We start from the raw sequence: 25,293 nt of genomic DNA on the forward strand, positions 1-25,293 counted from the left end.
GGCCATCTGCCGCCGTCCAGAATCTGCTTCTGGGAAAGCGGCGGGAGCTCGGAACTAGTCAGGAGAAGAACCCGGGTCAAACGACACCGGAGCCGGAACTCTGCCGGCAGCAGCCGTGGACGCGAGGACCCCGGCAAATGGATAAAACAGGTTCATGCTCGGGAGCCAGGCGGTAGCCGCCCCCGAAGGATTGCCTGGAAGGGCCGCCGAGCCGTTTCCGGCATAGCTGCTGCCTGGAGTGCCGTCCGGGAATATCCCGTCAGACGGAGATGCCGGCACTGCAGGGTTCCGGTAACCGGCATATTGGACGGTCGCGTTCCAAGGTGCCTTGCGCAGGCTAGGCGGGCCATAGATTCGAGCGAGGCCGACCAGCGGAACCGCGACGGCCTGCGCAAGCGGCGAGATCGCGGAAGTGGTCACAGCATCAGCAACGGACCCAAGGCCCGAGGGTTGCTCGGAAGGAATTGCACCCGTCCCGAGGTTACCGGGGATGGTTACCGGTAGGTTGCCGATGGAAAACCCCTCCACGGTGGAGCCGACAGCACCCAACGCGGGGGCAATAGAGCCGCCAACCAAGGAGCCGACGCCTGACCCAACCCTATCGACCGCACGGGCTGCCGGAAACAAAACGGGCGCGGTCAGGGCGTCAACGGTGCCTTGAGGGATGATTTCACCGACGATAGGCGTACTGGCCACACCCCGGTCGATTGCCTGGGTCAGCCGCGGTAGTTCGCGCACAACGGACGCTGGTACATTGACGACTGGGAGTTGTACCACCGGAACTGGAGCGGAAGCCATTGCCGGAGCCGGTACGGATGCGGCACTCGCCGAAACGGCGTTGCCGGGCGTTCCGGTAATTCCGGCGGTCGCGTTGGGCACAATGTTTGTCACGGCCGATTCTGCGCCGCCAACAAGCGTGTGGTTGTTGGCGCTACCGGAATCAGCATTGGCAGCTGTGGAGGAGAGGGCCAGCCAAACGACGGCTCCGGCGCCGGCCAGCATGACGGAGCGGAGAAGATGAAGAACGCGCAGCTTACCTCGCACAGCTTCCATCTCGACACCCCCCAGCGTCTGCTTGGATTGACGATCATTTCAATCGTAGGACTGGACTAGTTAATTAGTCCAGACGCAGTACGGGTAGTTTCCGCAACTGTCAAGAAGGCACGGGAACGGGACAAAAACCAACCGACAGTATGGAAACTCCCACGGACGGCGATTTCGTCATTCAGCTCACCGGGCGTCGTTCGCGTACCGGACTCCGAGCTGGGAGCGGACCCCGTCGAAGAGCCGCATCGTGTTCAGTGAATCGTCCAAGGGCATCACCGGACTCTCAGTCAGCCCTTGTTGGATGCAGCGTGTAACCTCTCGCAGTTCATAGGTGTAGCCGATCCCGATCGCGTCAAAGCGCTCGGTCCGGGGCTCATCCCAGCCGGTTCGAATCAGTAGCTCGCGCGGATTGTTGATGGACCCTTGCGTCTGGAGGAATCCCAGGGAGCCGGCAACAGAAGCCGATCTCGGCCCGTGGGCCAGCAACGAAGAGGTCAGTTGGGCGATGGCGCCACTGTCGTAGGCTAGCGTGAGCGCATTTTGGGAGTCGACGCCGTCGTCCGTCAAGGCGCCTACTGCGCTGACTGACTGCGGGAAACCAAGGGTGCCCAAAGGCCACAGCAGCGCATACACGGTGAGGTCCAATAGAGCTCCACCACCGTCTGCCGGGGCCCAGATCCGGGCCGAGGCGTCGTAGGGGGCGGGGAATCCCAAGTCGGCGCTGACCCACTTGATTTCGCCTAGTTCGCCCGACGCGGCAATGGCGAATGCCCTCTGGATGCTGGGCAGGAAGCGACTCCATACCGCCTCCATGAGGAACAATTTCCGTTCCCGCGCCAAGCTGACCAGCTCTGCCGCCTCACGGCCGTTGATGGTCAGAGCTTTCTCGCACAGGACGTGCTTGCCCGCGTTGAGGGCATCCCTGACGATGTCGAAATGTTGGGCGTGCGGGGTGGCCACGTAGACCACATCGACGGCGTCATCAGCGAGTAGCCGCTGGTAGCCGGGCACGCCGCCGTCGTCCCCGTAGGACTTCGTGACCCCATGCGCGGCGGCAAAGGCATCCCCGGATTCCTGGCGCCGGGAACTCACGGCGTAAAGGTTTGCGTCCTCGAGCTGGGCGAGGTCGCCGCTCACGGTTTTGGCGATCCCTCCTGTGGCGACAATGCCCCAGTTCAGAGCCTTGCCGGTGGCTGCGCGAGGATCCTGGTTCGGCTGGCTGAACAGCCACGGCTTGGCGATATGCGGACTCATGCGCCCTATCCTCTCATTCCGCCGCTCGCGTTATACAGCGAGGCTCAAAGTCCTGAAAGGCAGCCTCCATGGGAGCGTCCCCGCACCCCGAAGCAAACTTGTCTACATAAGTTAACAACTGCCGTCTTTTTTGGCCGACAAGATTCATTTGAGGTTCACCGGTTCGCTGCAAATTCCGGGATTTTCGTCATTTTCAACTTGTACGCTCAAGCGGTCACTCAAGCCAGTAGGGCTTGTGGCCTGCGAAGTGGCGGCGCCAAGGCGGCGCATGCGCCCGCCTCGGTCAAGCACTGGAGCGCTGCCACCTGAGCCGGGGACCTCCGGCGTCTGCCCTCTGGGAAACACCCGTTCGTCCTCAATGAAAGGCACACCGTGAAATTCCTCCGTTCTTCCAGCCGCGCCCTCCAGCTTGCAGGGTTGGCGTCCGTGGCCGTCGTCGCCATGACTGCGTGTGGCTCCGCAGGCGCCTCAGTCCCGTCAGCGGGTGCGGGCACGTTTGCCAAGGACTCAAACACGCTCATCATCGGCATGGTTCCGGACGAAAGCGCCGCGACCTCGACGTGGCAGCCGATCGCGGACTATGTGGGCAAGGTCTCCGGCAAGAAGGTCGAGGTCAAGCAGTCCTCGAACTATGCCGCACTCATCGAAGCTTCGATCGCAGGCCAAGTGGACGTCGTCTCCTTCTCCGGTTTCACCTACCTCCAGGCCAAGGCCAAGGGTGCCAAGTTCACTCCGGTTGGCGCGAGCGTCGACGCAAGCACCCACGAGCCGGGCTACTACTCCGACGCAATCGTCCCCGCGAATTCCTCGGTCACCGATGTGGCCGGGTTCAAGGGCAAGAAGGTTTGCTTCGTGAACGAGAACTCCACCTCGGGCTACTTGTTCCCGCAGTACATGCTCAACAAGGCCGGGGTAAAAACGGGCGACTACACGCCGGTCATGGCGGGCAAGCATGACGTCTCCGCGCAGAAGGTTGCCCAGGGGACCGAGTGCGAGGTCGGCTTCGCACAGGACATCACCGTCACCACCACCGGACCGGCAGCAGGCCTGTTCAAAGCCTCGGACCTGAAGACCATCAAGCGCGAATTCGTCCCTGGCCCGCCGTTCGCAATCGCCGACACTCTTCCGGACGACGTCAAGAAGGTACTCAAGGACAAGATGTCCACTGTCACCACCGCAGACATCAAGGCCGCCGGCATCACCACCACTCCTGCCTTCGACAAGTTCTTCGGTGAAGGCAACAAGCCGGTGGACGACAAGTACTACGACAACCTCCGCGACCTTTGCAAGAAGCTTCCGGATGTCAAGACCTGCGCGGGCATCTAAGGCATGACAAACAATCACGCCGTCATTGAGATCGACGGCCTCGTCAAGGACTTCGGCGCCAAAAGAGCCCTGGACGGCGTGAGCCTGACGGTCGAGGAGGGCGAAGTTCTCGTCCTCCTCGGCCTATCCGGTTCCGGCAAGTCGACCCTGCTGCGGCACGTCGACCAGCTGGAGCTCCCTACCGCGGGCCGTATCCGCGTTCTGGGCAAGGACGTCCCCGCGCTTCGCGGACGCGAGCTGCGCGCCCTACGCTCGCAAGTCGCCGTCGTATTCCAACAGTTCGAACTGGTCGGTTCCCTGTCCGTCCTCGAAAACGTGCTGACCGGCGCGCTGGCGCGCCTCACCGGGCCACGGCTCGGCACCTGGTCCTACCCCAAGGCCCTGCGTACGACGGCGGCTCGGCACCTTGAGCGGGTTGGCCTCCTTGGCCTTGAACACCAGCGGGCAGATACCCTCTCGGGCGGTCAGCAGCAGCGCGTGGCTGTGGCCCGGGCGTTGATGCAGGAGCCGAAGGTCCTCCTCGCGGACGAGCCGGTTGCCTCTCTGGATCCCGAATCGTCGAAGCAGGTCATGGAGCTCATCCGGGAAATCGGCCGCGAGAACGCCCTCACAGTGGTCTGCAGTCTCCACCAGGTAGACCTCGCCCTTTCTTGGGGCGACCGCGTGGTAGGCCTGAGCCGCGGCGCTGTGGTCCTCGACACCCCGACCGCCGGCTTGGGACGGGACGAGGTCATGCGAATCTACAGTCAGGTGGCTCCTGCCGAGGCCGAAGCCGAGGCGGCGGCCGGATGACCGTGACCCTTACCCCGCAGGGGCCGGCACCCCATGGACCGGATCCCACGGGTCCGGCGTCGCCAGGTCCCGCTCCGCGCCGGAACGCGTGGACGCGCCGCTACTGGACCCGTCTGTCCATGACAGTCATCCTCGCCGTGCTGGTGCTGGCCGCCCTGGGCTCGTTCCAGCTTCTGGACTTCAGCGGTGCCCGCCTTTCGCGGACGATCCCCGCCGCGGAACGATTCTTCGCCCGGATGGTGCCGCTGGACTTCTCACGGCCAGAGGAACTCCTCTGGTTGACCGTCCTGACCCTGGCAATCGTCATTTGCGGCACGCTCCTCTCTGCCGTGCTGTCTGTGCCCGTCGCTTACTGGGCCGCACGCAACACAAGCCCACACCCCGCGTTTCGCTGGCTGGGCCGGAGCGTCACTGTGCTGGCGCGTGCGTTCCCCGAGCTCATCCTCATTATTATCCTGGCCACGATGTTCAGCCTTGGCTCGCTCCCCGGCATCCTTGCGCTCGCACTGCACTCCGTCGGGATGGTCGGCAAGCTCTTCGCCGACGCGATCGAACAGATCGATGAAGGCCCTCGCTTGGCCATTCGGGCCGCCGGTGGAACGAAGGCCCAGGAGTTCGTCTCAGGCGTCCTGCCCCAGGTTGCACCGTCGTGGGTCGCCACCGTGTTGCACCGCCAGGACATCAACCTGCGCGCCTCTGCGATCCTCGGCTATGTGGGCATGCCCGGTCTTGGCTATGAGCTCTCCGCCAGTATCCAGCGCTTGGACTACAAGCGTGCCATGGCCGTCGCGCTCATCATTTTCCTGCTGTGTGTCGCAATGGAGGTTCTCTCCTCGACCATCCGCCGAATGGTCCTGCGCGGTGGTGCAACACGCGAACGACGGCGGTGGACCGGCCCCGCGCTCGGCTGGACGGTCGCCGCGGTGATTGGCGCCGCCGTCGTCGTCGCGGCACCCACGTGGAGCGACTTCCTCACCGTCTGGACGGTCCTTCCGCAGCGCCTCGCGTCCTTCCTCCCCCTCTCCATCGGCGAATACACTTGGCCACAGATTCTTGGGATGCTCGGGCAAACGCTTGCGATCGCGCTCGCCGGGACGTTCATCGGCGTCTTTCTCTCCGTCCTGATCGGGTCCTACGCGGCGCGCAATGTGGCCCCGAGCGAGGGGATCCGGCGCGGGGCACGGCTCGTGCTGCTTGTGGTCCGCGGCATCCCGGAGCTTATTCTGGCCATCGTGCTGATCCTTGTTACGGGCCTCGGCGGGGCCGCCGCGGCGCTCGCCTTGGGCATCGGTACAGTGGGCCTGCTGGGTAAGCTCCTGGCGGACTCGATCGAAGAAGTCGACCCCGGGCCGGAGCGCGCGCTGCGCTCCGCAGGTGCCTCCCGACCGCAGACCTATGCCTCGGCGACGTTCCCACAAGCTGCTCCTGCATTCGCGGGCCACATCTTCTATGCCTTGGACGGGAACATCCGCGCCGCCACGGTGCTGGCCGTAGTTGGTGCGGGCGGCCTGGGCCAAGTGATGTTCGAGGCCGCGCAGCTCAGTCGCTACAACGTGGTCTTCACCATGGCTCTCCTCGTAATCGCCATGGTCTTGCTGGTCGAGGCCCTCGCGATGTGGATCCGCAAGGCCCTGGCCGACTGAAACGACGGCGGCCACCCCCTCAGTGGGGATGGCCGCCGTCGTTGCGGTGCTTGAATCGCTAGTAACTACTTGGTGAGCGGGCCGAGTACCGGATCGTCCACGTAGGCCGTCTTCACGTTGTCCTTGGTCACGATGACCGGAGGCAGGAGGTATGCCGGCACGGTCTTGACGCCATTGTTGTAGGACTTGGTGTCGTTGATCTCCAGCTGCTTGCCCGCCTGCAGGTCCTTGACCATGGTGATCGCGTGCTCAACGAGCTTGCGGGTGTCCTTGTTGATGGTGGAGTACTGCTCACCCGCAAGGATGGACTTGACCGACTCAACTTCCGAGTCCTGCCCGGTCACGATCGGCAGCGGCTTGCCTGCTGCCTTGACCGAGGTCAGGACAGCGCGGGCCAGGGTGTCGTTCGGGGACAGTACGCCGTCAAGGGAGGCGCTGGTGTACGTGCCTGCAAGCAGGGTGTCCATGCGCTTCTGGGCGTTCTCTGCCTTCCAGCCCTGGGTCACGGCCTGTTCGAACGACTTCTGTCCGGAAACCACCTTGAGGGTCCCGTCGTCGATCTTGGGCTGCAGGATGCTCATTGCGCCGTCGAAGAAGACCTTCGCATTGGCGTCATCGGGGGAGCCTGCAAACAGTTCGATGTTGTAGGGGCCGCTCGCCTTCTTGCCCTTCAGCCCGTCCAGCAGGGCCTGACCCTGCAGCACGCCGACCTTGAAGTTGTCATAGGCCACGTAGTAATCAACGTTGGCGGTGTTCAGCAGGAGGCGGTCGTAGGCAATGATCGTGGCGCCTGCGTCCTTGGCCTGCTTGAGCTGCGTACCAAGCTGCGCGCCGTCGATCGCACCGACGATGATGACCTTGTCGCCCTTGGTGACCATGGCGCTGATCTGGTTCTGCTGCTCCGAAACGCCGCCGTTGGCGAACTGCACATCCGGCTTGAAACCTGCGCTCGTGAGCCCGTCGTTGAACAGCTTCTCCGCCAGGACCCAGTTTTCACTGGTCTTCTGGGGGAGTGCGACGCCGATCGACGAGCCTTTCGGGAATGCCTCACCGCCGCTAGAGGAACCACCGGAGGTGCCGCTGTCCGTACGGCCGCAGGCCGTCAGCGCCAGTGCCGCGATCGCAGCTACTGCTGCTGCCTTTCCTGCTTTACCAAACATTCGCATAACTTGGATTCGCTTTCTTTGTTGTGGATGGAACAAGTTGTCCTGAAACCGATCAGGCTTCCTTCGAGATGACTTCCTTGGTTGAGGTTGTCTCGTCCGGAGCGTTCTCGCTGCTCCGGCCGAAGTTCTTCATCATCATTCCGATGATCGATTTCTTGCCCTGGGTCTTGTTGTAGACGTCGAAGGCGACTGCGGCGAGCAGCACGAGCCCCTTGATGATCTGGGTGAGGTCTGCGCCGACGCCGAGGAGTTGGAGACCGTTGTTGAGCACAGCCATGACCAGGCCACCAACGATCGAGCCGATCACGGTGCCCACGCCACCGGTGACTGCTGCACCACCGATGAAGACGGCGGCAATGGCGTCCAGTTCCCAACCGACGCCGTCGAACGGACCTGAAGCGGTGGAGCGGCCGACGAAGATCATGCCGGCGAGTCCGGCCAGGACGGACATGTTCATCATGACCATGAAATTGACCTTCTTGGACTGAACCCCGGAGAGCTCGGCCGCGTGGCGGTTGCCGCCGACTGCGTAGATGTGGCGGCCAATGACCGTCTTGGCGGAAATGAAGCCATAGATCAGGACCAGGACGGCCAGGATGAGGCCGGGGATGGGGAACGACGTGCCAGTGCGGCCAGTGGCGAACAGGTAGGTGGCGTAGAGGATGGCTGCGTTGACGAGCACGAGCTTTGTGATCATCACCCAGCCTTCAGGAACCTCTGCACCCAATGCCTGGGCGGTGCGGCGGGAACGAATTTCACTGATGATCACGAAGGCAACAGCAATGAGTCCCAGGAGGATCGTCAGGTTGTTGAACCCTGTTTTGGGGCCAACTTCAGGCAGGTAGCCGGAGCCCAAATACTGGAAGTCTTCGGGGACCGGAACGGTGTTGGACTTCCCGACGAACTGGTTGAAACCGCGGAACAGCAGCATGCCCGCCAGGGTCACGATGAATGCCGGAATGCCGACGTAGGCGGTCCAGAATCCTTGCCAGGCTCCGATCAGGGCACCGAGCAGGAGCCCGAACAGCACGGCTGCGTACCAAGGTAGGTGCCAGTCCCTGATGGCCAGCGCCACCGAGATACCGACGAAGGCCGCAACCGAACCTACGGAAAGATCGATGTGGCCGGCGATGATCACCAGGACCATGCCGATGGCCAGGATCAGGATGTAGGAGTTGCCGTTGAAGAGGTTGATGACGTTGCCCGGGGTAAGCGTGCGGCCCGAGGTGAAGATCTGGAAGAAGATGACGAGTGCAACCAGGGCGAATATCATGCCGAATTGGCGGGTGTTGCCACCGAATAGCTTCTTGAGCGCGTTCATTGTTTTGGGTCCTTGTGTCCGTGTGGTTCTGGAGATGACCGGGGTCAGGCGGCTTTGCGGCTGGATGTCATGAGCTTCATGAGGCTCTCCTGGCTGGCTTCGTCCTTGTTCAGTACGCCAGTGATGGAGCCTTCGAAGATGGTGTAGATGCGGTCCGAGAGGCCCAGCAGCTCGGGGAGTTCGGAGGAAATCACAATCACGCCCTTCCCTTGGTTGGCCAGCTGCTGAATGATTCCGTAGATCTCGTACTTGGCCCCGACGTCGATTCCGCGGGTGGGTTCGTCCAGGATGAGAAGGTCGGGATCGGTGAACATCCATTTGGCGAGCACAACCTTTTGCTGGTTGCCGCCGGAGAGCTTCGACACGCCTTCCTCCACTGACGGAGTCTTGGTGCGCAGCGACTTCCGGTACTGCTCAGCCACCATGAATTCCTTGTTGGTGTCCACCACGATCCCCCGGGTGATCTTCTTGAGGTTGGCCGACACCGTGGTGGTCTTGATGTCGTCCAGGAGGTTCAGCCCCAGGCTCTTGCGGTCCTCGGTGACGTAGCCAAGCCCGGCGTCGATCGCTTGGCGGACGCTGCGCATGGTGATCGGTTTGCCGTCCTTGTACACCTGACCGGAGATGAACCGCCCGTAGGAGTGGCCGAAGACGGAGCGGGCAAGCTCGGTGCGTCCGGCACCCATCAGGCCCGCGAATCCCACGATTTCGCCGCGGCGCACATGGAAGTTGGAGTTCTTGCAGACCAAGCGGTCCTGGATCTGGGGGTGCCCGACATTCCAGTCCTTGACTTCGAAGAACACCTCACCGATCTTCGGTGTGTGGTCCGGGAAACGGGACTCGAGGGTCCGGCCAACCATGCCCTTGATGATCCGGTCCTCGTCGACGCCGTCTTCTTTCACGTTGAGCGTCTCGATGGACTTGCCGTCGCGGATGATGGTGATCTCGTCCGCGATCTGCTCGATCTCGTTGAGCTTGTGGGAAATCATGATGGACGTGATGCCCCGGCCCTTGAGGCCGAGGATGAGGTCCAGGAGGTGCTGGGAGTCGGATTCGTTGAGGGCAGCTGTGGGCTCGTCCAGGATGAGGAGCTTGACGGACTTGTTCAGGGCCTTGGCGATTTCCACCAGCTGCTGTTTGCCTACGCCGATTTCCTTGATGGGGGTATCGGGATCCTCGCGCAAGCCAACCCTGGCGAGCAGCTCAACCGACCGCTTGCGGGCCTCGGCCCAGTCGATGATTCCGCGGCGGACGGGTTCGTTGCCGAGGAAGATGTTCTCGGTGATGGACAGTTCCGGGATGAGCGCGAGTTCCTGGTGGATGATCACGATTCCGGCCTGCTCGCTCGCCCGGATGTCCTTGAACTGCTGGACTTCGGCCTGGTACACGATGTCGCCGTCGTAGCTGCCGTAGGGGTAGACCCCTGAAAGCACCTTCATCAACGTGGACTTTCCTGCACCGTTCTCGCCGCAGATAGCGTGGATCTCGCCCACCTTGACCCGGAGGCTAACGTCCGCGAGCGCCTTCACGCCGGGGAATTCCTTGGTGATGGACCGCATCTCGAGAAGGATCGGGTCCTGGTGCGTTATGGGGGTCGACATACCCTTGCGCCTCCAATGTTTGACGTCGTTGTCGGCCCGCGGATGGCGAGCCTACCTGATGAGAAAGTAAACTGGATCACACCGCTTGTCGTCAAGACTTTAACGCAAGACGGCGATAACAGCGTGGTAACGAAATGTTCAGGACTGCTTGATGCCGGCGTGCTGGAACACCAAAGCGGCCGCCCCGAGGGCCTCCGCTCTGGCGCCTAGCGACGACATGGCCAAGTGGGTTGTTTCGCCGATCACGGGCACCGCATGGCGCACGAGGCCGCGCCGGATCGGGTCGAGGAGGATGTCACCCAGGCCGGCCAACGGGCCGCCCACCACGATGACTTCCGGGTTTATGAGATTGGCCACATTGCCCAGGGCGCGCCCCACGGCGAGGCCGGCGTCGTCCACTACCCGGAGGGTTGCGGGGTCCCTGGCCAGGGCGTTTCGAACAATGTCTTCAGGTTCGAGGTGCAGGCCGGAACCCTTGCCGAGCAGCTCGATCATGGTGGTGGTGGAGGCCATGGTTTCCAGGCAGCCCCGGTTGCCGCAGCGGCAGATGGCGCCGTATTCATGGATGGTCGCATGGCCGATCTCTCCCGTGATTCCGACCGCCCCGTAGTAGGGCGCGCCATTGATGATGAGGCCCGCGCCGATGCCGGAACCGATCTTGAGGAACATGAGGTTACTGATCCCGCTGTGCGGCCCCCAGGTGACCTCTGAGAGGGCGCCCAGATTGGCGTCGTTGTCAACGTACACGGGCAGATCGAGGGCTTCCTCGAGCCGTTCGAGAATCTGGATTCCCACCCATTCGGGCAGGATGGCACCCTGCGCTACCGTGCCGGAACGGCGGTCGATGGGGCCCGCGATGCCGGCGCCGGCGCCAACTACCGCGCTCCGGTCTACGCCGCTTTCCAGCAGCAGTTTGTCAAGGAGTGCGACGGCGGCGCTGATGCCCTGTTCGGCGTGGTGGCCGAGGGGGAGGGTGACCGTTTCCTCGACGATGATGTGATAGCCCAGCGAGGCCAGGACGACCCGCAAGTGGCGCCGGCCAAAATCGATTCCGACAGCCACGGCACCGTTGCTATTGAGCCTGACGTTCAGGGCCCGGCGTCCGGAGCTGGTGATCGGTTCGGTGGAGACAAGCCCGGCGTCCTGCATGATCTTGACGATGTTGGACACTGTGGCCGTGGAAAGGCCGGTTTGCCTGGCGAGCTCGGCCTGGGTGGATGGACCGCTCAGCAGGCATTCGATGAGCCGCTGTTGGTTCAGGTGGCGCAGCGCTGATTGCGAGCCGGGGTTTTTGCGATGGCTCTTCGTCGAGCGGGATGTTGCAGGCATGACATGAAGCGTGCCCCAAATCACAGTTGCAGTCAAGAAGTTAACGCAACGTTCCAAAGTTGCGTCGGCATCATGAACTATGCGCGCGATTTGTACGAACCATCCCCGTTCGGCTCTTCCCGGGTCCATTTGTCCTTCATGAGCGGTCTGCTGCTGGCTACGCTGGAATCACAAGGAATCCCGGGTATGTCTCCCAAGGAATGCTTGCCGGGGGATGCAAGGTGCTATTGAGGTGGTAAAGATGCTGCTGTCTGTCCTGCAGGCCAACGCTGTTGTCCTGGACATCGACGCCAATCTGGAGGCAATCGACGCCGCGGCACAACGCGCTGCCGCAGCCGGGTCCGCCCTGCTGCTGACCCCGGAGCTCTTTCCCGTGGGTTATGCGCCGCTTAGGCTCCATAGCGAATTTGACCCGGCGGCCCTTCCCGGTATCCGGGCGCGCCTTGCGGATATTGCCCGCACCCACGGAATCGGACTGGTCTACAGCCTCCCGGCACCGGCCGCAGACGTTGGCTGGCACATCTCCGCCACGCTCCTGGACGGGCACGGAACCGTGCTGCTGGACTACAACAAGGTGCACCTCTTCGGCGAGGAGGAGCGCAAGGCGTTCTCTGCCGCCCAGGCAGCTCCCGCCGTCGTGGACTTCAACGGCGTCAAGACGTCGCTGCTGATTTGCTACGACGTCGAATTCCCGGAGGCCGTCCGCGCCGCGGCAACGCGAGGCGCCGAACTTCTGCTGGTTCCGACCGCCCTGTCCGCAGGCTTCGAGGCCGTGCCCCAGGTACTGATCCGTGCGCGCGCCCTGGAAAGCCAGCTGAACGTGGCCTACGCCAACCACAGCGGGCACGAAGACGGCTGCGACTTCCTCGGCGGAAGCGTGGTCGCCGGTCCGGACGGCTCGCTGCTGGCTGCCGCCGGTGACGGGGCCGCATTGCTGTTCGCTGAGGTCTCCACGGAAAGCGTCAAGACGGCGCGGGAACAGGTGCCGTACCTGCGCGAACGCCGCCCGGAGCTTTACCGCGAGTGGGAAGACTAGCCGTCCGCTCCGCGCACCAACTCATCCGTGTATTGCAGCGCGATCCAAAGTTCTGCGCGCACCTGGGCTTGGTTCAAGTCGGTATCAAGAAGTTCGGCGAGGAGGCCGATCTGGCGGCGCACGCTGTTGCGGTGCAGGCCCAATAGTTTGGCGGACGCGTCCCAGCTGCCGTTTTCGCTTAGCCAGCCCCGGAGCACGGCCAACAGCGGATCCCGTCGTTCGGGCTCCAAGGCGAGTACCGGTTCAAGCAGCCGCGTGGCCAACATGGACCCGGCCTCACGCCCAAGGAGTCCGGTCACGGACCAGGTAACCTCGTCAACCCGGGCGCTCTTGCCACTCGATTGCACGCGGCCGCGGAGCGACGTCACGCGCTGATGCGCTGCCGCGAGCCCCGTCAGTTCCGTGGGATCCCCGATGACCAACCGCCAACCGAGTCTTTCGATGTCCGCCAGCAGGGAGTCATCGACCTTGAGCCTCGTGATCGCAGCGAATCCGTAATCGGTGATTTCCACCAGTTTGGTGTCGAAGAGGCGCCGCCACTGCAATAGCTCGCGCACAGGGCTGTCGCCGGCTGGCCATTCCGGAGAGTCCACTTTGATGCCTTGCACCACCCGCAGGGGAGCGGAGCGCGTGGAGGACAAGCTTTGCGCGAGGAGGTCCTTGAGCCCGTTGATGTGCCGCGTACTGCCAGCGGCAAGGCTCTCCGGGTGCAGGAGCAATGCGGTAGCCAGCTGGCTCGGCGCGAGCGAGCCGCTGGTCCGTTGCCGGACCAGCAACTCCAGCAGCCCCACCACGGACTGCACCACGCTGTTCTGGGCGGGAGTCAGCGCAACGTCCGAACCCAGAATCAGGGCGCCCAGATTGGCATCCTTGGTGCTCCGCAGCGGGTGGCCGAAAACCATCGCTGAGCCGGGCTGCTCAAAGCCGTCCACCTCAACGCGCGGCCCGCTGCCCGAAAGAAGCCGCTCCAGCATTGGCTCCAGCAGTGAATGCTCGACGCCGGTGCTGTCGCCGGCGGCGTGGGCGCGCGCGCGGATCCGCCCGTCCGCGCCGACCAGCAGGGCCCAGACAGGCGCCTTTTGGACCAACGCGGCCAGTAGTTCGTGTTCAGGCCGAGGGGAGAGGACAGCCCGCATGAGTTGCCTGTTGGTGTCCGCGAGGTGGCGGAAAACCTTCGCGTTGTCCGATTCCAGGAGCTGGGAGAACTCCAGTCCGATCGCGGCAAACGGGATGGATTCCGGGATCTCAATCAGAGTGAGCTTGTGCCGGCGGCAAGCCTTGAGCAGCTCGGACGGAACGGCGTCGAAATACGGCCTGATCCCGAACCCCAGGGCTGCCACCTTGGCCCCCACCAGCCGCTTCACGTAAGCATCGACGTTCTCCCTGGACCCGCCATTCCCAAGGAAGGGGAGCCCTGCGGTCAGCAGGAACTCTCCCTCCGGGAGGTAGGGAGTGGGATCGTCCAGTTCGCTCGGCTCAACCCAACGCAGCAGCTCTCCGCCGCTGCCGCCGTCGTGGAGTATCTCCAACTCCGGCGGCAGCTGCTTGAGGAACTGATCGAGCGTGACAAAACTCAGGCGGCCCTGGCTCGGCTCAGGCGACATCGCTCGGTGCCTCCCTGCCTGCAAGCTCCTCGTAGTCCGGGCATTCGTAGGCGCGGGGGAGTCTGGGTGCAATCCGGTTGATAATCTCGTCGCCGTGGCTTCCGATCGCAGCGCCCCAATCGTCGGCGCTCGCAGCACCTCCGGCCGGATCGCCGAAGAGAACCGCCGTGTCTCCGACATCGATCCCGGACGCATCCGGGCCCAGGTCCACCATGAACTGGTCCATGCACACCTTGCCGATCACGGGGACTTTCCGTCCGGAGATCTGGACCAGGCTCCGGCCACTGATGCCCTTGGGGATACCGTCGGCGTAGCCCAACGGAATGAGACCGAGATAGCGCGGCTCATGCGTGATGGCCTGGTGCTCGTAGCTGACACCGGTTCCCGCGGGGACTTTCTTGACCATGACGAGCGGTGCGGTGACGCTCAGTGCGGGGCGCAGTCCGAAGTCGGCAGGATTCAGGTGATCCGCGGGGGCGAGCCCGTAGATGGCCAGGCCCGCACGGACCATGTCGAAGTGGAATTCGGGCCGGTCCAGTATGTTGGCCGAGCTGGATACGTGCCGTAGTTGCGGGTCCAGTCCGGCGGCCCGGGCTTCGCGCACGGCGTCTTCGAATTCCGCTACGGCGGCTGCGTTGCCCGGGTGCGCGGGAACATCGGCCCAGGCCAAGTGGGTCCAAATGCCGCGGACCAGCACCGTGCCGTCTTGTTCGGCCTTGCGCGCGTGGGCCACGAGTTCTGGCCAGTCTTCCTTTCGGGCGCCGCCGCGGCTCAGGCCGCTGTCCAGTTCCAGGTGTACGACGGCGGGGCGCCCCAGCTGCCTCGCGATGCCCGCCAGGACCTCAAGCTGGCCGACGCTCCCAAGCGAGACGTCGACGTCGTGCTCGAGTGCCTCTCGGATTGTTGCGCTGGTCTGGGATGCCAGATAAAGCCAGGACAAGACCGGCACGGTGATGCCCGCCTTGCGGAGTGCGATGGCTTCGCTGAGCTGCGCTGTTCCCAGCCAGTCAGCACCTGCCTCCACTGCCGTGCAGGCTACATCCACCAGGCCGTGCCCGTAGCCGTTCCCTTTGACGACGGCCATGAAATACGGCGCGGCAGTGCGCTTCTTCAGGGCTTTGATGTTGTCTGAAATCGCAGTCAGATCAACGCTGACCTGCCCGGAAAGAGCCGCTTCCGATGTCGGTTCTGATTGTGCATTACGTCTCATGGTTGACCACTATAGGTCATTTTGCACCGACTTGAGAGCTGGCTCACAGGCTTACGGTGGACACGGGAAACCGCAAACTACTCTGAAGGGACGTCAACGGTGACTGTGCCTACCTCCACCCAGACCAAGCCAATACAAGCCGCAGAGGCTGCCCGCCGCCCGGGGCTCGGTTCACAGCTATTGCGCCGCAAGCCGATCGGGCAAATGGTCAAGGAAGCCGGAAGCAGTGAGGGCGGGACGCCGCTGGTCCGCAGCTTCGGTGTCCTCCAACTGACGATGATCAGCGTCGGCGCCACCCTGGGTACAGGGATCCTGGTGATCCTGGGCGAGTCCGTGCCGCTCGCCGGCCCCGCGGTCTGGATTTCCTTCGTGGTGGCCGGCCTCGCTGCCCTGTTCTCCGCAGTGTCCTACGCGGAAATGGCGGGCCTCGTGCCCGTTGCCGGCTCGAGCTACTCCTACTCTTACGCCACCATGGGGGAGGGGATGGCCTGGATCTGTGGTTGGTGCCTCGTTCTCGAATACGCCGTCTCCGTGGCGGCCGTGGCCGTCGGCGCAGGGCAATACGTGAACGAAACCCTCGCTGCATTCGGGCAATTCCTGCCGGACGCCATGTCCCAGCCGCCGGGCAGCGGCGGCGTGGTCAACGTCCCCGCCATGGCGATTGTGGTCCTCGCGATGATCCTGCTGGTGCGCGGCGCCAAGGAGAGCGCCTGGATCAACACTGTGATCGTGACCATCAAGATTGTCATCCTGCTGTTCTTCTGTGCCGTCGCTTTCACTGCGTTCAATGCCGGGAACTTCGAGCCGCTCATGCCCATGGGTGCCGCGGGCGTCTCGGCTGCCGCATCCAGGGTCTTCTTTTCCTACATCGGCTTCGATGCCGCCTCTACCGCCGGCGAAGAAGCCCGCAACCCCAAGCGCGACCTTCCCCGCGCCATCCTGCTTTCCATGGTGATCGTGACCAGCATCTACGTCCTGGTTGCCGTGGCCGCCATCGGCGCCCGCCCCTGGGAGTGGTTCGGCGGCACCGAGGCAGCCCTCGTCCAGATCCTCGAGGAAACCACCCACCAGCCATGGATCGCGCTCGTCTTCTCCATCGGAGCCGTGCTTGCCATCGCGAGCATCGTCCTGACGGTGCTTTACGGCCAGACCCGCATCCTGCTCTCCATGTCCCGCGACGGGCTGGTTCCTGAAGTCTTCGGCCGTATCTCCTCGCGCACCGGCACCCCGGTGGCCGGGACGCTCATCGTCGGCACCGCCGTCGCACTCACCGCGGGGCTCGTCCCGCTCGGCGCGCTGGCCGACGCCACCAGCATCGGCACCCTCTTCGCATTCGCGCTGGTGAACGTCGCCGTCATCTACCTGCGGCGCAACCGTCCGGAGCTCAAGCGCAGCTTCCGCGTCCCGCTCTACCCGATCACCCCCGTGCTCGGCACGCTGATGTGCGCCTACCTCATGGCCAACTTGGGCGCAGACACCTGGGTGGTGTTCGGCGGCTGGATGCTCGTGGGGATCGCACTTTACTTCGGCTACGGGCGCCGGAACTCCAAGGTGGCGGCGCTGACCGAACAGGAATACCGTGAACTATCCGCAAGGGTCCCCGACCCGGAAACTGTGAAGGCAGAACTTTCATGACCATCGCCACCGAATTGCCCACGGAACCCACACCCCGCACAGGGGACGCGGGAATTTCCCAAGCAACGCCGGCCGACGCTCCGATTACCATGCTGAATCCGGACTTCCCCTTCAGCTACGACCACTACCTGGCCCACCCCGACGGCCTGGCGGTTGTTCCGCCGGAACTGTACGGCACCGAGGTCGCCGTGATCGGCGCCGGCCTGTCGGGACTCGTCACGGCCTACGAGCTCATGAAACTCGGGCTGCGCCCCGTGGTCTACGAGGCTGACCAGATCGGCGGGCGGCTCCGCACTGCGAGCTTCCCCTCCGCTCCCGGTGTGGTGGCAGACCTTGGCGGCATGCGGTTCCCGGTTTCCGGCAAGGCGTTCTACCACTACGTTGACCTCCTCGGTCTGGACACCCAGGAATTCCCCAACCCGCTCGCGCCCGCAACATCAAGCACGGTGATCGAGTTGGCGGGGCAGAAGCACTACGCCGCCACATCTGCTGACCTTCCGGAGTTCTTCCACGAAGTTGCAGCAGCCTGGAAGGCCGCAGTTAATGACGGTGCTGCGTTCCAGGAAATGCAGTATGCGATCCGGGCCCGCGACACCAAGCGCATCAAGGAGCTCTGGAATGAACTGCTCCCGCTCCTGGATGAGCAGACCTTCTACGGCTTCATCGCCGCAAGCAAGTCCTTCAAGGAGGCCGGGTTCGCCCACCGCGAGGCGTTCGGTCAGGTAGGTTTCGGCACGGGCGGCTGGGACACCGACTTCCCCAACTCCATCCTGGAAATCCTGCGCGTCGTCTACACCGACGCCGATGACCAGCACAGGCTCATCACTGGGGGAGCGCAACGGCTCCCCGAGGCGCTCTGGCACCACGCGCCGTCGGGCATGGCCCACTGGCCCGAGGGCACCTCGCTGGCATCCCTGCATTCCGGTTCCCCGCGCGGAGCCGTAGACCGCATTGAGCGTGACAGTGTTGACGGGCCTTCGGGCCAACTCATGGTGCGCGAACGTTGGGGCCGCGAAACCGGCTACCCCGCCGTTGTGACCACGTGCCAGTCCTGGTTGCTGTCCACGCGCATCCACACCCAGGAATCGTTGTTTCCGTCGGAGCTGTGGACCGCGATCGAGCGTTCGCACTACATGCAGTCGTCCAAGACGTTCGTTATGGTGGACCGGCCGTTCTGGAAGGACATCGACCCGGAAACGGGCCGCGAAGTATTGTCCATGACCCTGACCGACCGGCTCAACCGGGCAACATACCTGCTCGACGACGGCCCGGACAAGCCTGCTGTCATCCTGCTTTCCTACACGTGGAACGACGACGCCCTGAAGTGGCTCTCGCTCAGCGCCGAGGAACGCGTCAAGCTCATGCTGCACTCGCTCGAGCAGATCTACCCGGGCGTGGACATTGCGAGCCACATTGTGGGCCAGCCCATCACGGTTTCCTGGGAGGCCGACCCCAACTTCATGGGTGCCTTCAAGGCCAACTTGCCCGGGCACTATCGCTACCAGCAGCGCCTGTTCACGCACTTCAAGCAGGACAAACTGCCGGAGAACCAGCGTGGCATCTTCCTGGCCGGCGACGACGTCTCGTTCACCGCGGGTTGGGCCGAAGGCGCCGTCACCACCGGGCTCAACGCAGTGTGGGGCGTGGTGAACCACCTGGGTGGTTCGTCCGTCGCCGGCAACCCCGGTCCCGGCGAGCTGTTGGACGAGCTGGGGCCGATCAGCCTGGATTAGCTCTGTGCGTGCATCTCGCGGTGGGCTGCCGCCAGCTCCCGGTAATGGGCAGCGTTGCGTTTCACGCCGTCGAGTTCTTCCTCGCTCAGTTCGCGGCGCACTTTGGCGGGGACTCCGGCAACCAAGGAACGCGGCGGGATGACAGTTCCCTCAAGCACGACGGCGCCCGCGGCCACGAGCGAACCGGTACCGATCACGGCGCCGTTCAGGATGGTGGCGCTCATGCCGATAAGGCAGTCGTCCTCCACAGTGCATCCGTGGACGACGGCGCTGTGCCCGACACTGACGCGCTCGCCTACGGTGCAGGGGAAACCGGGATCGGCATGAAGGACCACGTTGTCCTGCAGGTTCGAGCCGGCACCGACGCTTATTGCAGCGGTGTCTGCCCGGACGGACACACCATAGAAGGCGCTGGAGTCCTCGCCCAGGGTCGCCTTGCCGATGATCGACGCCGTGGGCGCCACGAAGGCGGTGTCATGAATGGCCGGGGTATCCCCGGCAAAGGTGTAAATGGGAGCCATGGGCCAAGCCTAGAACACGCTGGCCCTTACCCAACTAGCTAGCAGTAGGTGTCGCTATGAGCCCGCCTTGCGACACCTGCTGCCGGGGGCCACGCCGCCAGGGTTCCCTGGCCGAGCTTGCGAGGCGAGGGTGGCGGTGGGGATTAGATTCGGCCGGAAGGCGTCCGAAGGACCAGGAACTGGTAGTGCTGGGTCCAATTCCCCGCACCCGGTCCGGACTCGGCCCCCGCGCCCTCGGGCCAGGTCTCAAAGTGTTCCAGCGCGCCGTGCGCCCCGAAGATGCGCTTCACGGCGTCGTCGCTCCGCCGGCTGAAGAACCGCCGCGGTTCGTCTTCGTCCTCCGGGTTGAGGACTTCCTCATCGCCTCCTGACCAGAGTCCGACGGCGATTGGCGCGCCTGGTGTGGCGACCCGCACGAGCTCACCGACGACGTCGTGGATTCGAGTGTTGGGGACATGCAGGAGGGTACTCATGGTCCAAACGGCAGGGAACACAGCGTCGGCGAACGGCAGGTTACGGCCGCTGGCCACACTGGCGTCCAGGCCCTTGGCGCGGGCGACGTGGATGCTCTCCTCGGAAAGGTCGACTCCGGTGTAGTGCAGTCCCGCTCGGACGAATTCCAATCCTTCGACGCCGGTCCCGCAGCCCAGTTCGAACAGCGAATGCCTGTGTTCATCCTTGAGCAGACGGATGAACCAATCGCGGCATTCCACCCGACGCGGCGTGAGGGCCCGGGTGTTCCGGAGGTAGGCATGCCGATCGTAGAAAGTGGCGAGATCAGCCTCGTGGTCGGCTCCCGGGATGCCCTGCATGCGAACAGCCTAGGCCGGAGTGCCGTTCAGTTGAAGACCACCGTGCGGGTGCCGTCCAGGAGGACGCGGTGCTCGGCATGCCACTGCACGGCCTGCGCTAGGGTGCGGCCCTCGACGTCGCGACCCATCTGCACGAATTGCTCCGCGGTGCGGGCATGATCCACGCGGATGACTTCCTGCTCGATGATGGGACCCTCATCGAGGTCCGCCGTGACGTAGTGGGCGGTGGCGCCGATGATCTTCACGCCCCGTGCATGCGCCTGGTGGTAAGGCTTGGCACCCTTGAAGGACGGCAGGAAGGAGTGGTGGATGTTGATGGCCTTGCCGTTGAGCTCTGTGCAGAGCTCGTTGGAGAGGACCTGCATGTAGCGCGCCAGGACAGTCAGCTCGATTCCGTGCTTATGGATGAGCTCAAGGAGTTTCGCCTCGGCTTGGGGCTTGGTGTCCGGGGTGACGGGGATGTGGTGGAAGGGGATGCCATAGAACTCCGCCAGGCCTTCGAGGTCCTTGTGGTTGGACACGATGGCCGGCACCTCGATGGGGAGGGTTCCGGAACGCTGTTGGAAGAGGAGATCGTTAAGGCAGTGTGCGTCCCTTGAACCCAGGATCAAGGTCCGGACTTTCTGGCCCACAGGGCTGATCTGCCACTTCATCCCGAATTCTTCTGCCACCGGGGCCAGCGCCGAACTCAGTTCAGCCTGGGTCGACGACGTGGTGGCTTCCACCCGCATGAAGAAGTTTCCCGTGCTGGGGCTGCCGTATTGCTGGGAATCGGCGATGTTGCAGCCGGCCTCCAACAAGGCGCCCGCAACGGCGTGAACAATTCCGGGCCGGTCCGGGCAGGACAGGGTTACAACAAAAGACGTGGGCAGGGTGGAGTCAGTCACACAGTCAAGCCTACCGTTGCGCACCTGTTGTACTGTTTAAGTCGTCGCGACTGGCGTTGGGTGGTGTACCACCAGGGAGCGGCATTGATGAAGACCACGGATCGTACGCCTGGGCCGAGGGTCACGTTTTACTGTCGCTGTGCCATGCCCCGTAATCAAAGGGCATGGAAAAAACCCAGCCGGTAGCCTGACCTGTAGAAATACCCGTTGCCTATCCAGGAGATCTTCGTGACCACCACCATCACCTCCGCGACCATCAGCAACCAGCCGCTTTCCGAACTCGACCCCGAGATCGCAGCGGTTCTGGAACAGGAACTCGGCCGCCAGCGCGGCACCCTGGAAATGATCGCTTCCGAGAACTTTGCTCCTCGCGCCGTCATGGAGGCCCAGGGTTCTGTCCTGACCAACAAATACGCCGAAGGCTACCCGGGCAAGCGCTACTACGGTGGCTGCGAATACGTGGACATCGCCGAGCAGTTGGCCATTGACCGCGTGAAGGCTCTCTTCGGCGCAGAGTACGCCAACGTGCAGCCGCACTCGGGTGCACAGGCCAACGCCGCCGCCCTCTCCGCCCTGATCAACCCGGGCGACAAGATCCTGGGCCTGTCCCTCGCCCACGGTGGCCACCTGACCCACGGCATGAAACTGAACTTCTCCGGCAAGCTGTACAAAGTTGCCGCCTACCAGGTTGAAGAAGGCACCTTCCGCGTGGACATGGACAAGCTCCGCGAGCAGGCCATTGCCGAGAAGCCGCAGGTCATCATCGCTGGCTGGTCCGCTTACCCGCGCCACCTCGACTTTGAGGCTTTCCGCTCCATCGCCGATGAGGTTGGCGCGCTTCTCTGGACGGACATGGCCCACTTCGCCGGCCTCGTGGCAGCAGGCCTGCACCCGAGCCCGGTGCCGCACTCCGACGTCGTCACCTCCACGGTGCACAAGACGCTGTCCGGTCCGCGTTCCGGTGTGATCCTCGCCAAGGAGGAATGGGCGAAGAAGCTCAACTCCAACGTCTTCCCGGGCCAGCAAGGTGGTCCGCTCATGCACGTGATCGCCGCCAAGGCTGTTGCCTTCAAGATCGCCGCGGGCGAGGAATTCAAGGAGCGCCAGGAACGAGTCATCGAAGGCGCGAAAATCATCGCTGACCGCCTGAACCAGGCTGATGTTGCCGGAGCTGGCATTTCCGTCCTGACCGGCGGCACCGATGTCCACTTGGTCCTCGTGGACCTGCGCAACTCGCAGCTGGACGGCCAGCAGGCCGAAGACCTCCTGCACTCGGTCGGCATCACCGTCAACCGCAACGCCGTTCCGTTCGACCCCCGCCCGCCGATGGTCACCTCCGGCCTGCGTATCGGTACCCCGGCCTTGGCCACCCGCGGATTCGGTGCCACCGAGTTCACCGAGGTTGCCGAGATCATCGCTTCGGCGTTGAAGGCCGGTTCCGCCACCGATGTCGAAGCCCTGCAGGCCCGTGTCGACAAGCTCGCCGCCGACTTCCCGCTGTACCCGCAGCACGAGCAGTGGTGAACCCGTCCATGGCCCAGACCGCGAAGATCCTTGACGGCAAAGCCGCCGCTGCCGCCATCAAATCAGAGCTGACTGAGCGTGTCGCTGCCCTGAAGGCCCGCGGCGTAACTCCGGGCATTGCCACTGTGCTCGTAGGCGCGGACCCTGCTTCGCAGCTTTACGTGTCCATGAAGCACAAGCAGTCTGTGGAGATCGGGATGAACTCGATCCAGCGTGAGCTTCCGGCGGATGCCACCCAGGCCCAGGTTGAGGCCCTCATCGACGAACTCAACGCGGACCCCGCCTGCCACGGTTACATCGTGCAGCTGCCGCTGCCCAAGCACCTGGACACCGACGCCATCCTCGAGCGGATCGACCCCGCCAAGGATGCCGACGGCCTGCACCCGACGAACCTGGGCAGGCTGGTGCTCAACGTCAACGGAGAGATCACCTCGCCGCTGCCGTGCACACCCCGCGGCGTCATCGAGCTCCTGGAGCGCAACGGCTACAGCCTCGCCGGCAAGCACGTTGTGGTGGTCGGCCGCGGCGTCACGATCGGCCGCTCGATCGGCCTGCTGCTCACCCGGCGGGCTGTGAACGCCACCGTGACGCTGACGCACACCGGCACCAAGAACCTCTCGGAGCTGCTGCGGCAGGCGGACGTGATTGTTGGCGCGGCGGGTGCCAAGCACATCGTCAAGGCTGCGGACGTGAAGCCGGGCGCGGCCGTGCTCGACGTCGGTGTTACCCGTGAAACCGACCCGAAAACGGGCAAGAGCAAGGTCCACGGCGATATCGATCCCGCCGTTGCCGATGTAGCAGGCTGGATTTCGCCGAACCCCGGCGGCGTCGGTCCCATGACCGTGGCGCTGCTCATGACCAACGTGGTCGAAGCCGCGGAACGCCAATTGGCAGCTGGAAGCGTCTCCGGCGTCGCCTGATTTTGCTCCCCACCGGCGTGTAGGACGCCTACTCCCTCGGGAGTAGGCGTCCTACATCGTTAACCCGACGACGCCGGAGCCCGCCGCGGCTAGGCTCGGAGCATGCAGCGGCGTTTCCAAGGTCCCCCTACGAGTTTCATTGTGATCGCGGTGGCCTTGATCCAAGTCCTTGGGACCGTCTTTTCGGCGGGCCACCAGGCTGCGCTGCGCCCCTTGGACCCACTGGCCTTCATCCTGTTACTGGCGGGACCCGCGGCCCTGGCTTTCCGGTCCAGCAGGCCCGTGGTTATGCTTCCGGTCACCTTGGCGGCCACTTTCAGCTATGTGCTTCTCGGTTACGCCTGGGGCCCGATCGTGCTGTCCCTGGCTCTGTCCATCATCCTGACCGCGGCCGCGGGGCTGCGCTGGCAGGCCTGGCTTGGGGCAGGGATCTGCGCCGTCGCCATCGTCCTGTTCTCCGTCCTGACGGGAGGTGAGACCGGGCTTGTCCGGGCATCCGCCGGCATCGCGTGGGTGGCGATCCTTGTCCTGATCGGTGAAGGCTTCCGACGGCGGGGCGAGCGGATGGCAGAATACCGACGCCGGCGCGAGGCCGCGAAACAAGCCGAACGGGACGAATACCGGCTCACGCTCGCCCGCGATATCCACGATGTGGTGGCCCACTCCCTGTCGATGATCAACGTCCAGGCCTCCGTGGCGCTCCACCTGGGCACCAACGACCCCGAGAAGCTCCGCCCGGCGCTGGAGGCCATCAAGGCGGCGAGCAAGGAGTCCTTGGCCGAGGTCCGTCAGCTCCTTGGCGTACTGCGCGACGACGCTCCGTTGAGTCCTGCCGCACCGCCAAGTTTGGCGCGGATCCCGGAACTCGTGGAGGACGCACGGCGCGGCGGCCTGCAGCTGCGATTCGACAACGCCGTTGACCCGGAGCGGGTAGGCACATCACAGCAGGAAACGGCCTACCGGATTGTCCAGGAAGCCCTGAGCAACGTCCGCAGGCACTCCGGTGCGGCGTCCGCCGTCGTACTTCTGGAATTGGCGGGGAACGCGCTCAAGGTGAGGATCGACGACGACGGTGCAGGCATGCGGGGAGCGGCTGCCGGCAACGGGTTGAGGGGCATGCACGAGCGCGTCAAGGCTCTCGGCGGCACGCTTGTCCTGGCGCCGCTTGAACCAGGGTTGCGCGTGGAGGCGAACCTCCCGCTGAACCACACCAAAGGAGAACACCGGCCATGATCCGCTTGCTGCTTGCCGACGACCAGACCCTTATCCGGGCGGGATTCCGGGCGCTCCTGGATGCTGAACCGGACATGGAAGTGGTGGCGGAAGCGGGTACCGGCAAGGACACGGTCAGGCTGGCCCGGCGGGAATCACCCGACGTCGTCCTCATGGACATCCGCATGCCCGATGGCGACGGGCTGGCCGCCACCCGGCAGATCCTGGCTGACCCTCGCCTCGCGCACACCCGCATCATTATCCTCACTACGTTCGAACTGGATGAATACATCGCCGAGGCCGTGCGCGCCGGTGCGGCCGGCTTCCTCGTCAAGGACACCGAACCAGAGGAACTGATCCGCGCCGTGCGGGTGGTCCACGACGGCGACGCCCTCCTTTCGCCGTCGGTGACCCGCCGCATCATGGCCCAGCTCGCCCTGCACAGCAAGGCGGCGTCCAAGACAATTCCCTTGGACCAGATCACCGAGCGCGAACGGGAAGTCCTGGCGCTGGTGGGCGAAGGCTTGAACAACGCCGAGATCGCCGGGCGGCTGTTCATCACCCCTCTGACGGCCAAGACGCACGTTTCCCGAATCATGACGAAATTGCTGGTGCGGGACCGGGCACAATTGGTGGTCCTGGCGTACGAATCCGGTTTGGTCCGGCCCGGCTGGAGCAGCTAGCCGTTCCGCGCAGTCTCCCGGGGGAGTAGGCGGCCGG

General features: G+C 64.1%; 21 protein-coding genes. 10 read left to right on the forward strand and 11 right to left on the reverse strand.

The features are described from left to right. Positions 1-54: 54 nt before the first annotated feature. Complete coding sequence (locus LFT43_RS05155) at positions 55-1,053, reverse strand: hypothetical protein (protein ID WP_395801470.1); 999 nt, start codon at positions 1,051-1,053, stop codon at positions 55-57. A gap of 177 nt (positions 1,054-1,230) precedes the next feature. Beyond that, on the reverse strand, positions 1,231-2,301 hold the full coding sequence (locus tag LFT43_RS05160; RefSeq protein ID WP_395801471.1) for a Gfo/Idh/MocA family protein: 1,071 nt from the start codon (positions 2,299-2,301) through the stop codon (positions 1,231-1,233). 372 nt (positions 2,302-2,673) lie between these two features. Here LFT43_RS05160 and LFT43_RS05165 point away from each other — a divergent pair, with 372 nt between their 5' ends. Genes LFT43_RS05165 through phnE form a run of 3 tightly spaced genes read left to right on the forward strand, consistent with a single transcriptional unit; the run spans position 2,674 to position 6,062 of the window. Next, complete coding sequence (locus LFT43_RS05165; protein ID WP_395801472.1) at positions 2,674-3,627, forward strand: phosphate/phosphite/phosphonate ABC transporter substrate-binding protein; 954 nt, start codon at positions 2,674-2,676, stop codon at positions 3,625-3,627. 3 nt (positions 3,628-3,630) lie between these two features. Continuing rightward, on the forward strand, positions 3,631-4,419 hold the full coding sequence (gene phnC / locus LFT43_RS05170) for a phosphonate ABC transporter ATP-binding protein (protein WP_395801473.1): 789 nt from the start codon (positions 3,631-3,633) through the stop codon (positions 4,417-4,419). Then, positions 4,416-6,062 (forward strand): phosphonate ABC transporter, permease protein PhnE, encoded by a 1,647-nt coding sequence (gene phnE, locus LFT43_RS05175; protein WP_395801474.1) that lies wholly within the window; start codon positions 4,416-4,418, stop codon positions 6,060-6,062. Before phnC ends, phnE begins: the two co-directional genes overlap by 4 nt. 65 nt (positions 6,063-6,127) lie before the next feature. Here phnE and LFT43_RS05180 read toward each other — a convergent pair whose 3' ends face one another. The 4 genes from LFT43_RS05180 to LFT43_RS05195 form a co-directional block, all read right to left on the reverse strand. Further along, entirely contained in the window at positions 6,128-7,228 is a 1,101-nt protein-coding gene (locus LFT43_RS05180) for a substrate-binding domain-containing protein (RefSeq protein WP_395801475.1), read from the reverse strand. A gap of 52 nt (positions 7,229-7,280) precedes the next feature. Beyond that, the gene (gene mmsB, locus LFT43_RS05185; protein ID WP_395801476.1) at positions 7,281-8,549 is read right to left on the reverse strand and encodes a multiple monosaccharide ABC transporter permease; all 1,269 of its coding nucleotides are present in this window, start codon (positions 8,547-8,549) and stop codon (positions 7,281-7,283) included. Positions 8,550-8,593: 44 nt separating this feature from the next. Continuing rightward, positions 8,594-10,150, reverse strand: a complete 1,557-nt coding sequence (gene mmsA / locus LFT43_RS05190; RefSeq protein WP_395801477.1) for a multiple monosaccharide ABC transporter ATP-binding protein — start codon at positions 10,148-10,150, stop codon at positions 8,594-8,596. A gap of 138 nt (positions 10,151-10,288) precedes the next feature. Next, on the reverse strand, positions 10,289-11,479 hold the full coding sequence (locus LFT43_RS05195; RefSeq protein ID WP_395801478.1) for an ROK family transcriptional regulator: 1,191 nt from the start codon (positions 11,477-11,479) through the stop codon (positions 10,289-10,291). A 241-nt stretch (positions 11,480-11,720) separates the two neighbouring features. Between LFT43_RS05195 and LFT43_RS05200 the strand changes: the two genes are divergently transcribed. Then, positions 11,721-12,515: a nitrilase-related carbon-nitrogen hydrolase gene (locus tag LFT43_RS05200; protein ID WP_395802902.1), complete on the forward strand. Its 795-nt coding sequence runs from the start codon at positions 11,721-11,723 to the stop codon at positions 12,513-12,515. Here LFT43_RS05200 and LFT43_RS05205 read toward each other — a convergent pair. Continuing rightward, on the reverse strand, positions 12,512-14,119 hold the full coding sequence (locus LFT43_RS05205) for a PucR family transcriptional regulator (protein WP_395801479.1): 1,608 nt from the start codon (positions 14,117-14,119) through the stop codon (positions 12,512-12,514). The genes LFT43_RS05200 and LFT43_RS05205 overlap by 4 nt on opposite strands. Next, a complete protein-coding gene (alr, locus tag LFT43_RS05210) occupies positions 14,109-15,329 on the reverse strand; it encodes an alanine racemase (RefSeq protein WP_395801480.1) in 1,221 nt (406 codons plus the stop codon). Before alr ends, LFT43_RS05205 begins: the two co-directional genes overlap by 11 nt. A gap of 204 nt (positions 15,330-15,533) precedes the next feature. On the opposite strand from alr, the gene LFT43_RS05215 reads away from it, so the two are divergent. Beyond that, positions 15,534-16,964: an amino acid permease gene (locus LFT43_RS05215; protein WP_395802904.1), complete on the forward strand. Its 1,431-nt coding sequence runs from the start codon at positions 15,534-15,536 to the stop codon at positions 16,962-16,964. Continuing rightward, positions 16,961-18,697: a flavin monoamine oxidase family protein gene (locus tag LFT43_RS05220; protein WP_395801481.1), complete on the forward strand. Its 1,737-nt coding sequence runs from the start codon at positions 16,961-16,963 to the stop codon at positions 18,695-18,697. The genes LFT43_RS05215 and LFT43_RS05220 overlap by 4 nt, the downstream gene beginning before the upstream one ends. On the opposite strand, the gene LFT43_RS05225 is transcribed toward LFT43_RS05220, so the two are convergent. The 3 genes from LFT43_RS05225 to purU form a co-directional block, all read right to left on the reverse strand. Next, positions 18,694-19,218 (reverse strand): gamma carbonic anhydrase family protein, encoded by a 525-nt coding sequence (locus LFT43_RS05225; RefSeq protein WP_395801482.1) that lies wholly within the window; start codon positions 19,216-19,218, stop codon positions 18,694-18,696. The two genes, LFT43_RS05220 and LFT43_RS05225, sit on opposite strands and share 4 nt — an antisense overlap. A 143-nt stretch (positions 19,219-19,361) precedes the next feature. Then, positions 19,362-20,030, reverse strand: a complete 669-nt coding sequence (locus tag LFT43_RS05230) for a class I SAM-dependent methyltransferase (RefSeq protein ID WP_395801483.1) — start codon at positions 20,028-20,030, stop codon at positions 19,362-19,364. 26 nt (positions 20,031-20,056) lie between these two features. Continuing rightward, positions 20,057-20,917, reverse strand: a complete 861-nt coding sequence (purU, locus tag LFT43_RS05235; RefSeq protein ID WP_395801484.1) for a formyltetrahydrofolate deformylase — start codon at positions 20,915-20,917, stop codon at positions 20,057-20,059. A 228-nt stretch (positions 20,918-21,145) separates the two neighbouring features. On the opposite strand from purU, the gene glyA reads away from it, so the two are divergent. From glyA to LFT43_RS05255, 4 genes are all read left to right on the forward strand, one after another. Further along, positions 21,146-22,441: a serine hydroxymethyltransferase gene (gene glyA / locus LFT43_RS05240; protein ID WP_395801485.1), complete on the forward strand. Its 1,296-nt coding sequence runs from the start codon at positions 21,146-21,148 to the stop codon at positions 22,439-22,441. A gap of 8 nt (positions 22,442-22,449) precedes the next feature. Next, a complete protein-coding gene (locus tag LFT43_RS05245) occupies positions 22,450-23,361 on the forward strand; it encodes a bifunctional methylenetetrahydrofolate dehydrogenase/methenyltetrahydrofolate cyclohydrolase (protein WP_395801486.1) in 912 nt (303 codons plus the stop codon). A gap of 102 nt (positions 23,362-23,463) precedes the next feature. Then, positions 23,464-24,594 (forward strand): sensor histidine kinase, encoded by a 1,131-nt coding sequence (locus tag LFT43_RS05250; protein ID WP_395801487.1) that lies wholly within the window; start codon positions 23,464-23,466, stop codon positions 24,592-24,594. Further along, positions 24,591-25,256, forward strand: a complete 666-nt coding sequence (locus LFT43_RS05255) for a response regulator (protein WP_395801488.1) — start codon at positions 24,591-24,593, stop codon at positions 25,254-25,256. Before LFT43_RS05250 ends, LFT43_RS05255 begins: the two co-directional genes overlap by 4 nt. Positions 25,257-25,293: the final 37 nt, after the last annotated feature.

Origin of the sequence: Arthrobacter sp. FW306-04-A (assembly GCF_044358315.1) — a bacterium.
In the GTDB taxonomy this organism is placed as follows: Bacteria; Actinomycetota; Actinomycetes; order Actinomycetales; family Micrococcaceae; genus Arthrobacter.

What these genes read in the sequence shown, in the direction of transcription:
- LFT43_RS05155 (WP_395801470.1), bottom strand. Translation starts at nt 1,053, where the DNA reads ATGGAAGCTGTGCGAGGTAAGCTGCGCGTTCTTCATCTTCTCCGCTCC.
- LFT43_RS05160 (WP_395801471.1), bottom strand. Translation starts at nt 2,301, where the DNA reads ATGAGTCCGCATATCGCCAAGCCGTGGCTGTTCAGCCAGCCGAACCAG.
- phnC (WP_395801473.1), top strand. Translation starts at nt 3,631, where the DNA reads ATGACAAACAATCACGCCGTCATTGAGATCGACGGCCTCGTCAAGGAC.
- phnE (WP_395801474.1), top strand. Translation starts at nt 4,416, where the DNA reads ATGACCGTGACCCTTACCCCGCAGGGGCCGGCACCCCATGGACCGGAT.
- LFT43_RS05180 (WP_395801475.1), bottom strand. Translation starts at nt 7,228, where the DNA reads ATGCGAATGTTTGGTAAAGCAGGAAAGGCAGCAGCAGTAGCTGCGATC.
- mmsB (WP_395801476.1), bottom strand. Translation starts at nt 8,549, where the DNA reads ATGAACGCGCTCAAGAAGCTATTCGGTGGCAACACCCGCCAATTCGGC.
- mmsA (WP_395801477.1), bottom strand. Translation starts at nt 10,150, where the DNA reads ATGTCGACCCCCATAACGCACCAGGACCCGATCCTTCTCGAGATGCGG.
- LFT43_RS05195 (WP_395801478.1), bottom strand. Translation starts at nt 11,479, where the DNA reads ATGCCTGCAACATCCCGCTCGACGAAGAGCCATCGCAAAAACCCCGGC.
- LFT43_RS05200 (WP_395802902.1), top strand. Translation starts at nt 11,721, where the DNA reads ATGCTGCTGTCTGTCCTGCAGGCCAACGCTGTTGTCCTGGACATCGAC.
- LFT43_RS05205 (WP_395801479.1), bottom strand. Translation starts at nt 14,119, where the DNA reads ATGTCGCCTGAGCCGAGCCAGGGCCGCCTGAGTTTTGTCACGCTCGAT.
- alr (WP_395801480.1), bottom strand. Translation starts at nt 15,329, where the DNA reads ATGAGACGTAATGCACAATCAGAACCGACATCGGAAGCGGCTCTTTCC.
- LFT43_RS05215 (WP_395802904.1), top strand. Translation starts at nt 15,534, where the DNA reads ATGGTCAAGGAAGCCGGAAGCAGTGAGGGCGGGACGCCGCTGGTCCGC.
- LFT43_RS05220 (WP_395801481.1), top strand. Translation starts at nt 16,961, where the DNA reads ATGACCATCGCCACCGAATTGCCCACGGAACCCACACCCCGCACAGGG.
- LFT43_RS05225 (WP_395801482.1), bottom strand. Translation starts at nt 19,218, where the DNA reads ATGGCTCCCATTTACACCTTTGCCGGGGATACCCCGGCCATTCATGAC.
- LFT43_RS05230 (WP_395801483.1), bottom strand. Translation starts at nt 20,030, where the DNA reads ATGCAGGGCATCCCGGGAGCCGACCACGAGGCTGATCTCGCCACTTTC.
- LFT43_RS05245 (WP_395801486.1), top strand. Translation starts at nt 22,450, where the DNA reads ATGGCCCAGACCGCGAAGATCCTTGACGGCAAAGCCGCCGCTGCCGCC.
- LFT43_RS05250 (WP_395801487.1), top strand. Translation starts at nt 23,464, where the DNA reads ATGCAGCGGCGTTTCCAAGGTCCCCCTACGAGTTTCATTGTGATCGCG.
- LFT43_RS05255 (WP_395801488.1), top strand. Translation starts at nt 24,591, where the DNA reads ATGATCCGCTTGCTGCTTGCCGACGACCAGACCCTTATCCGGGCGGGA.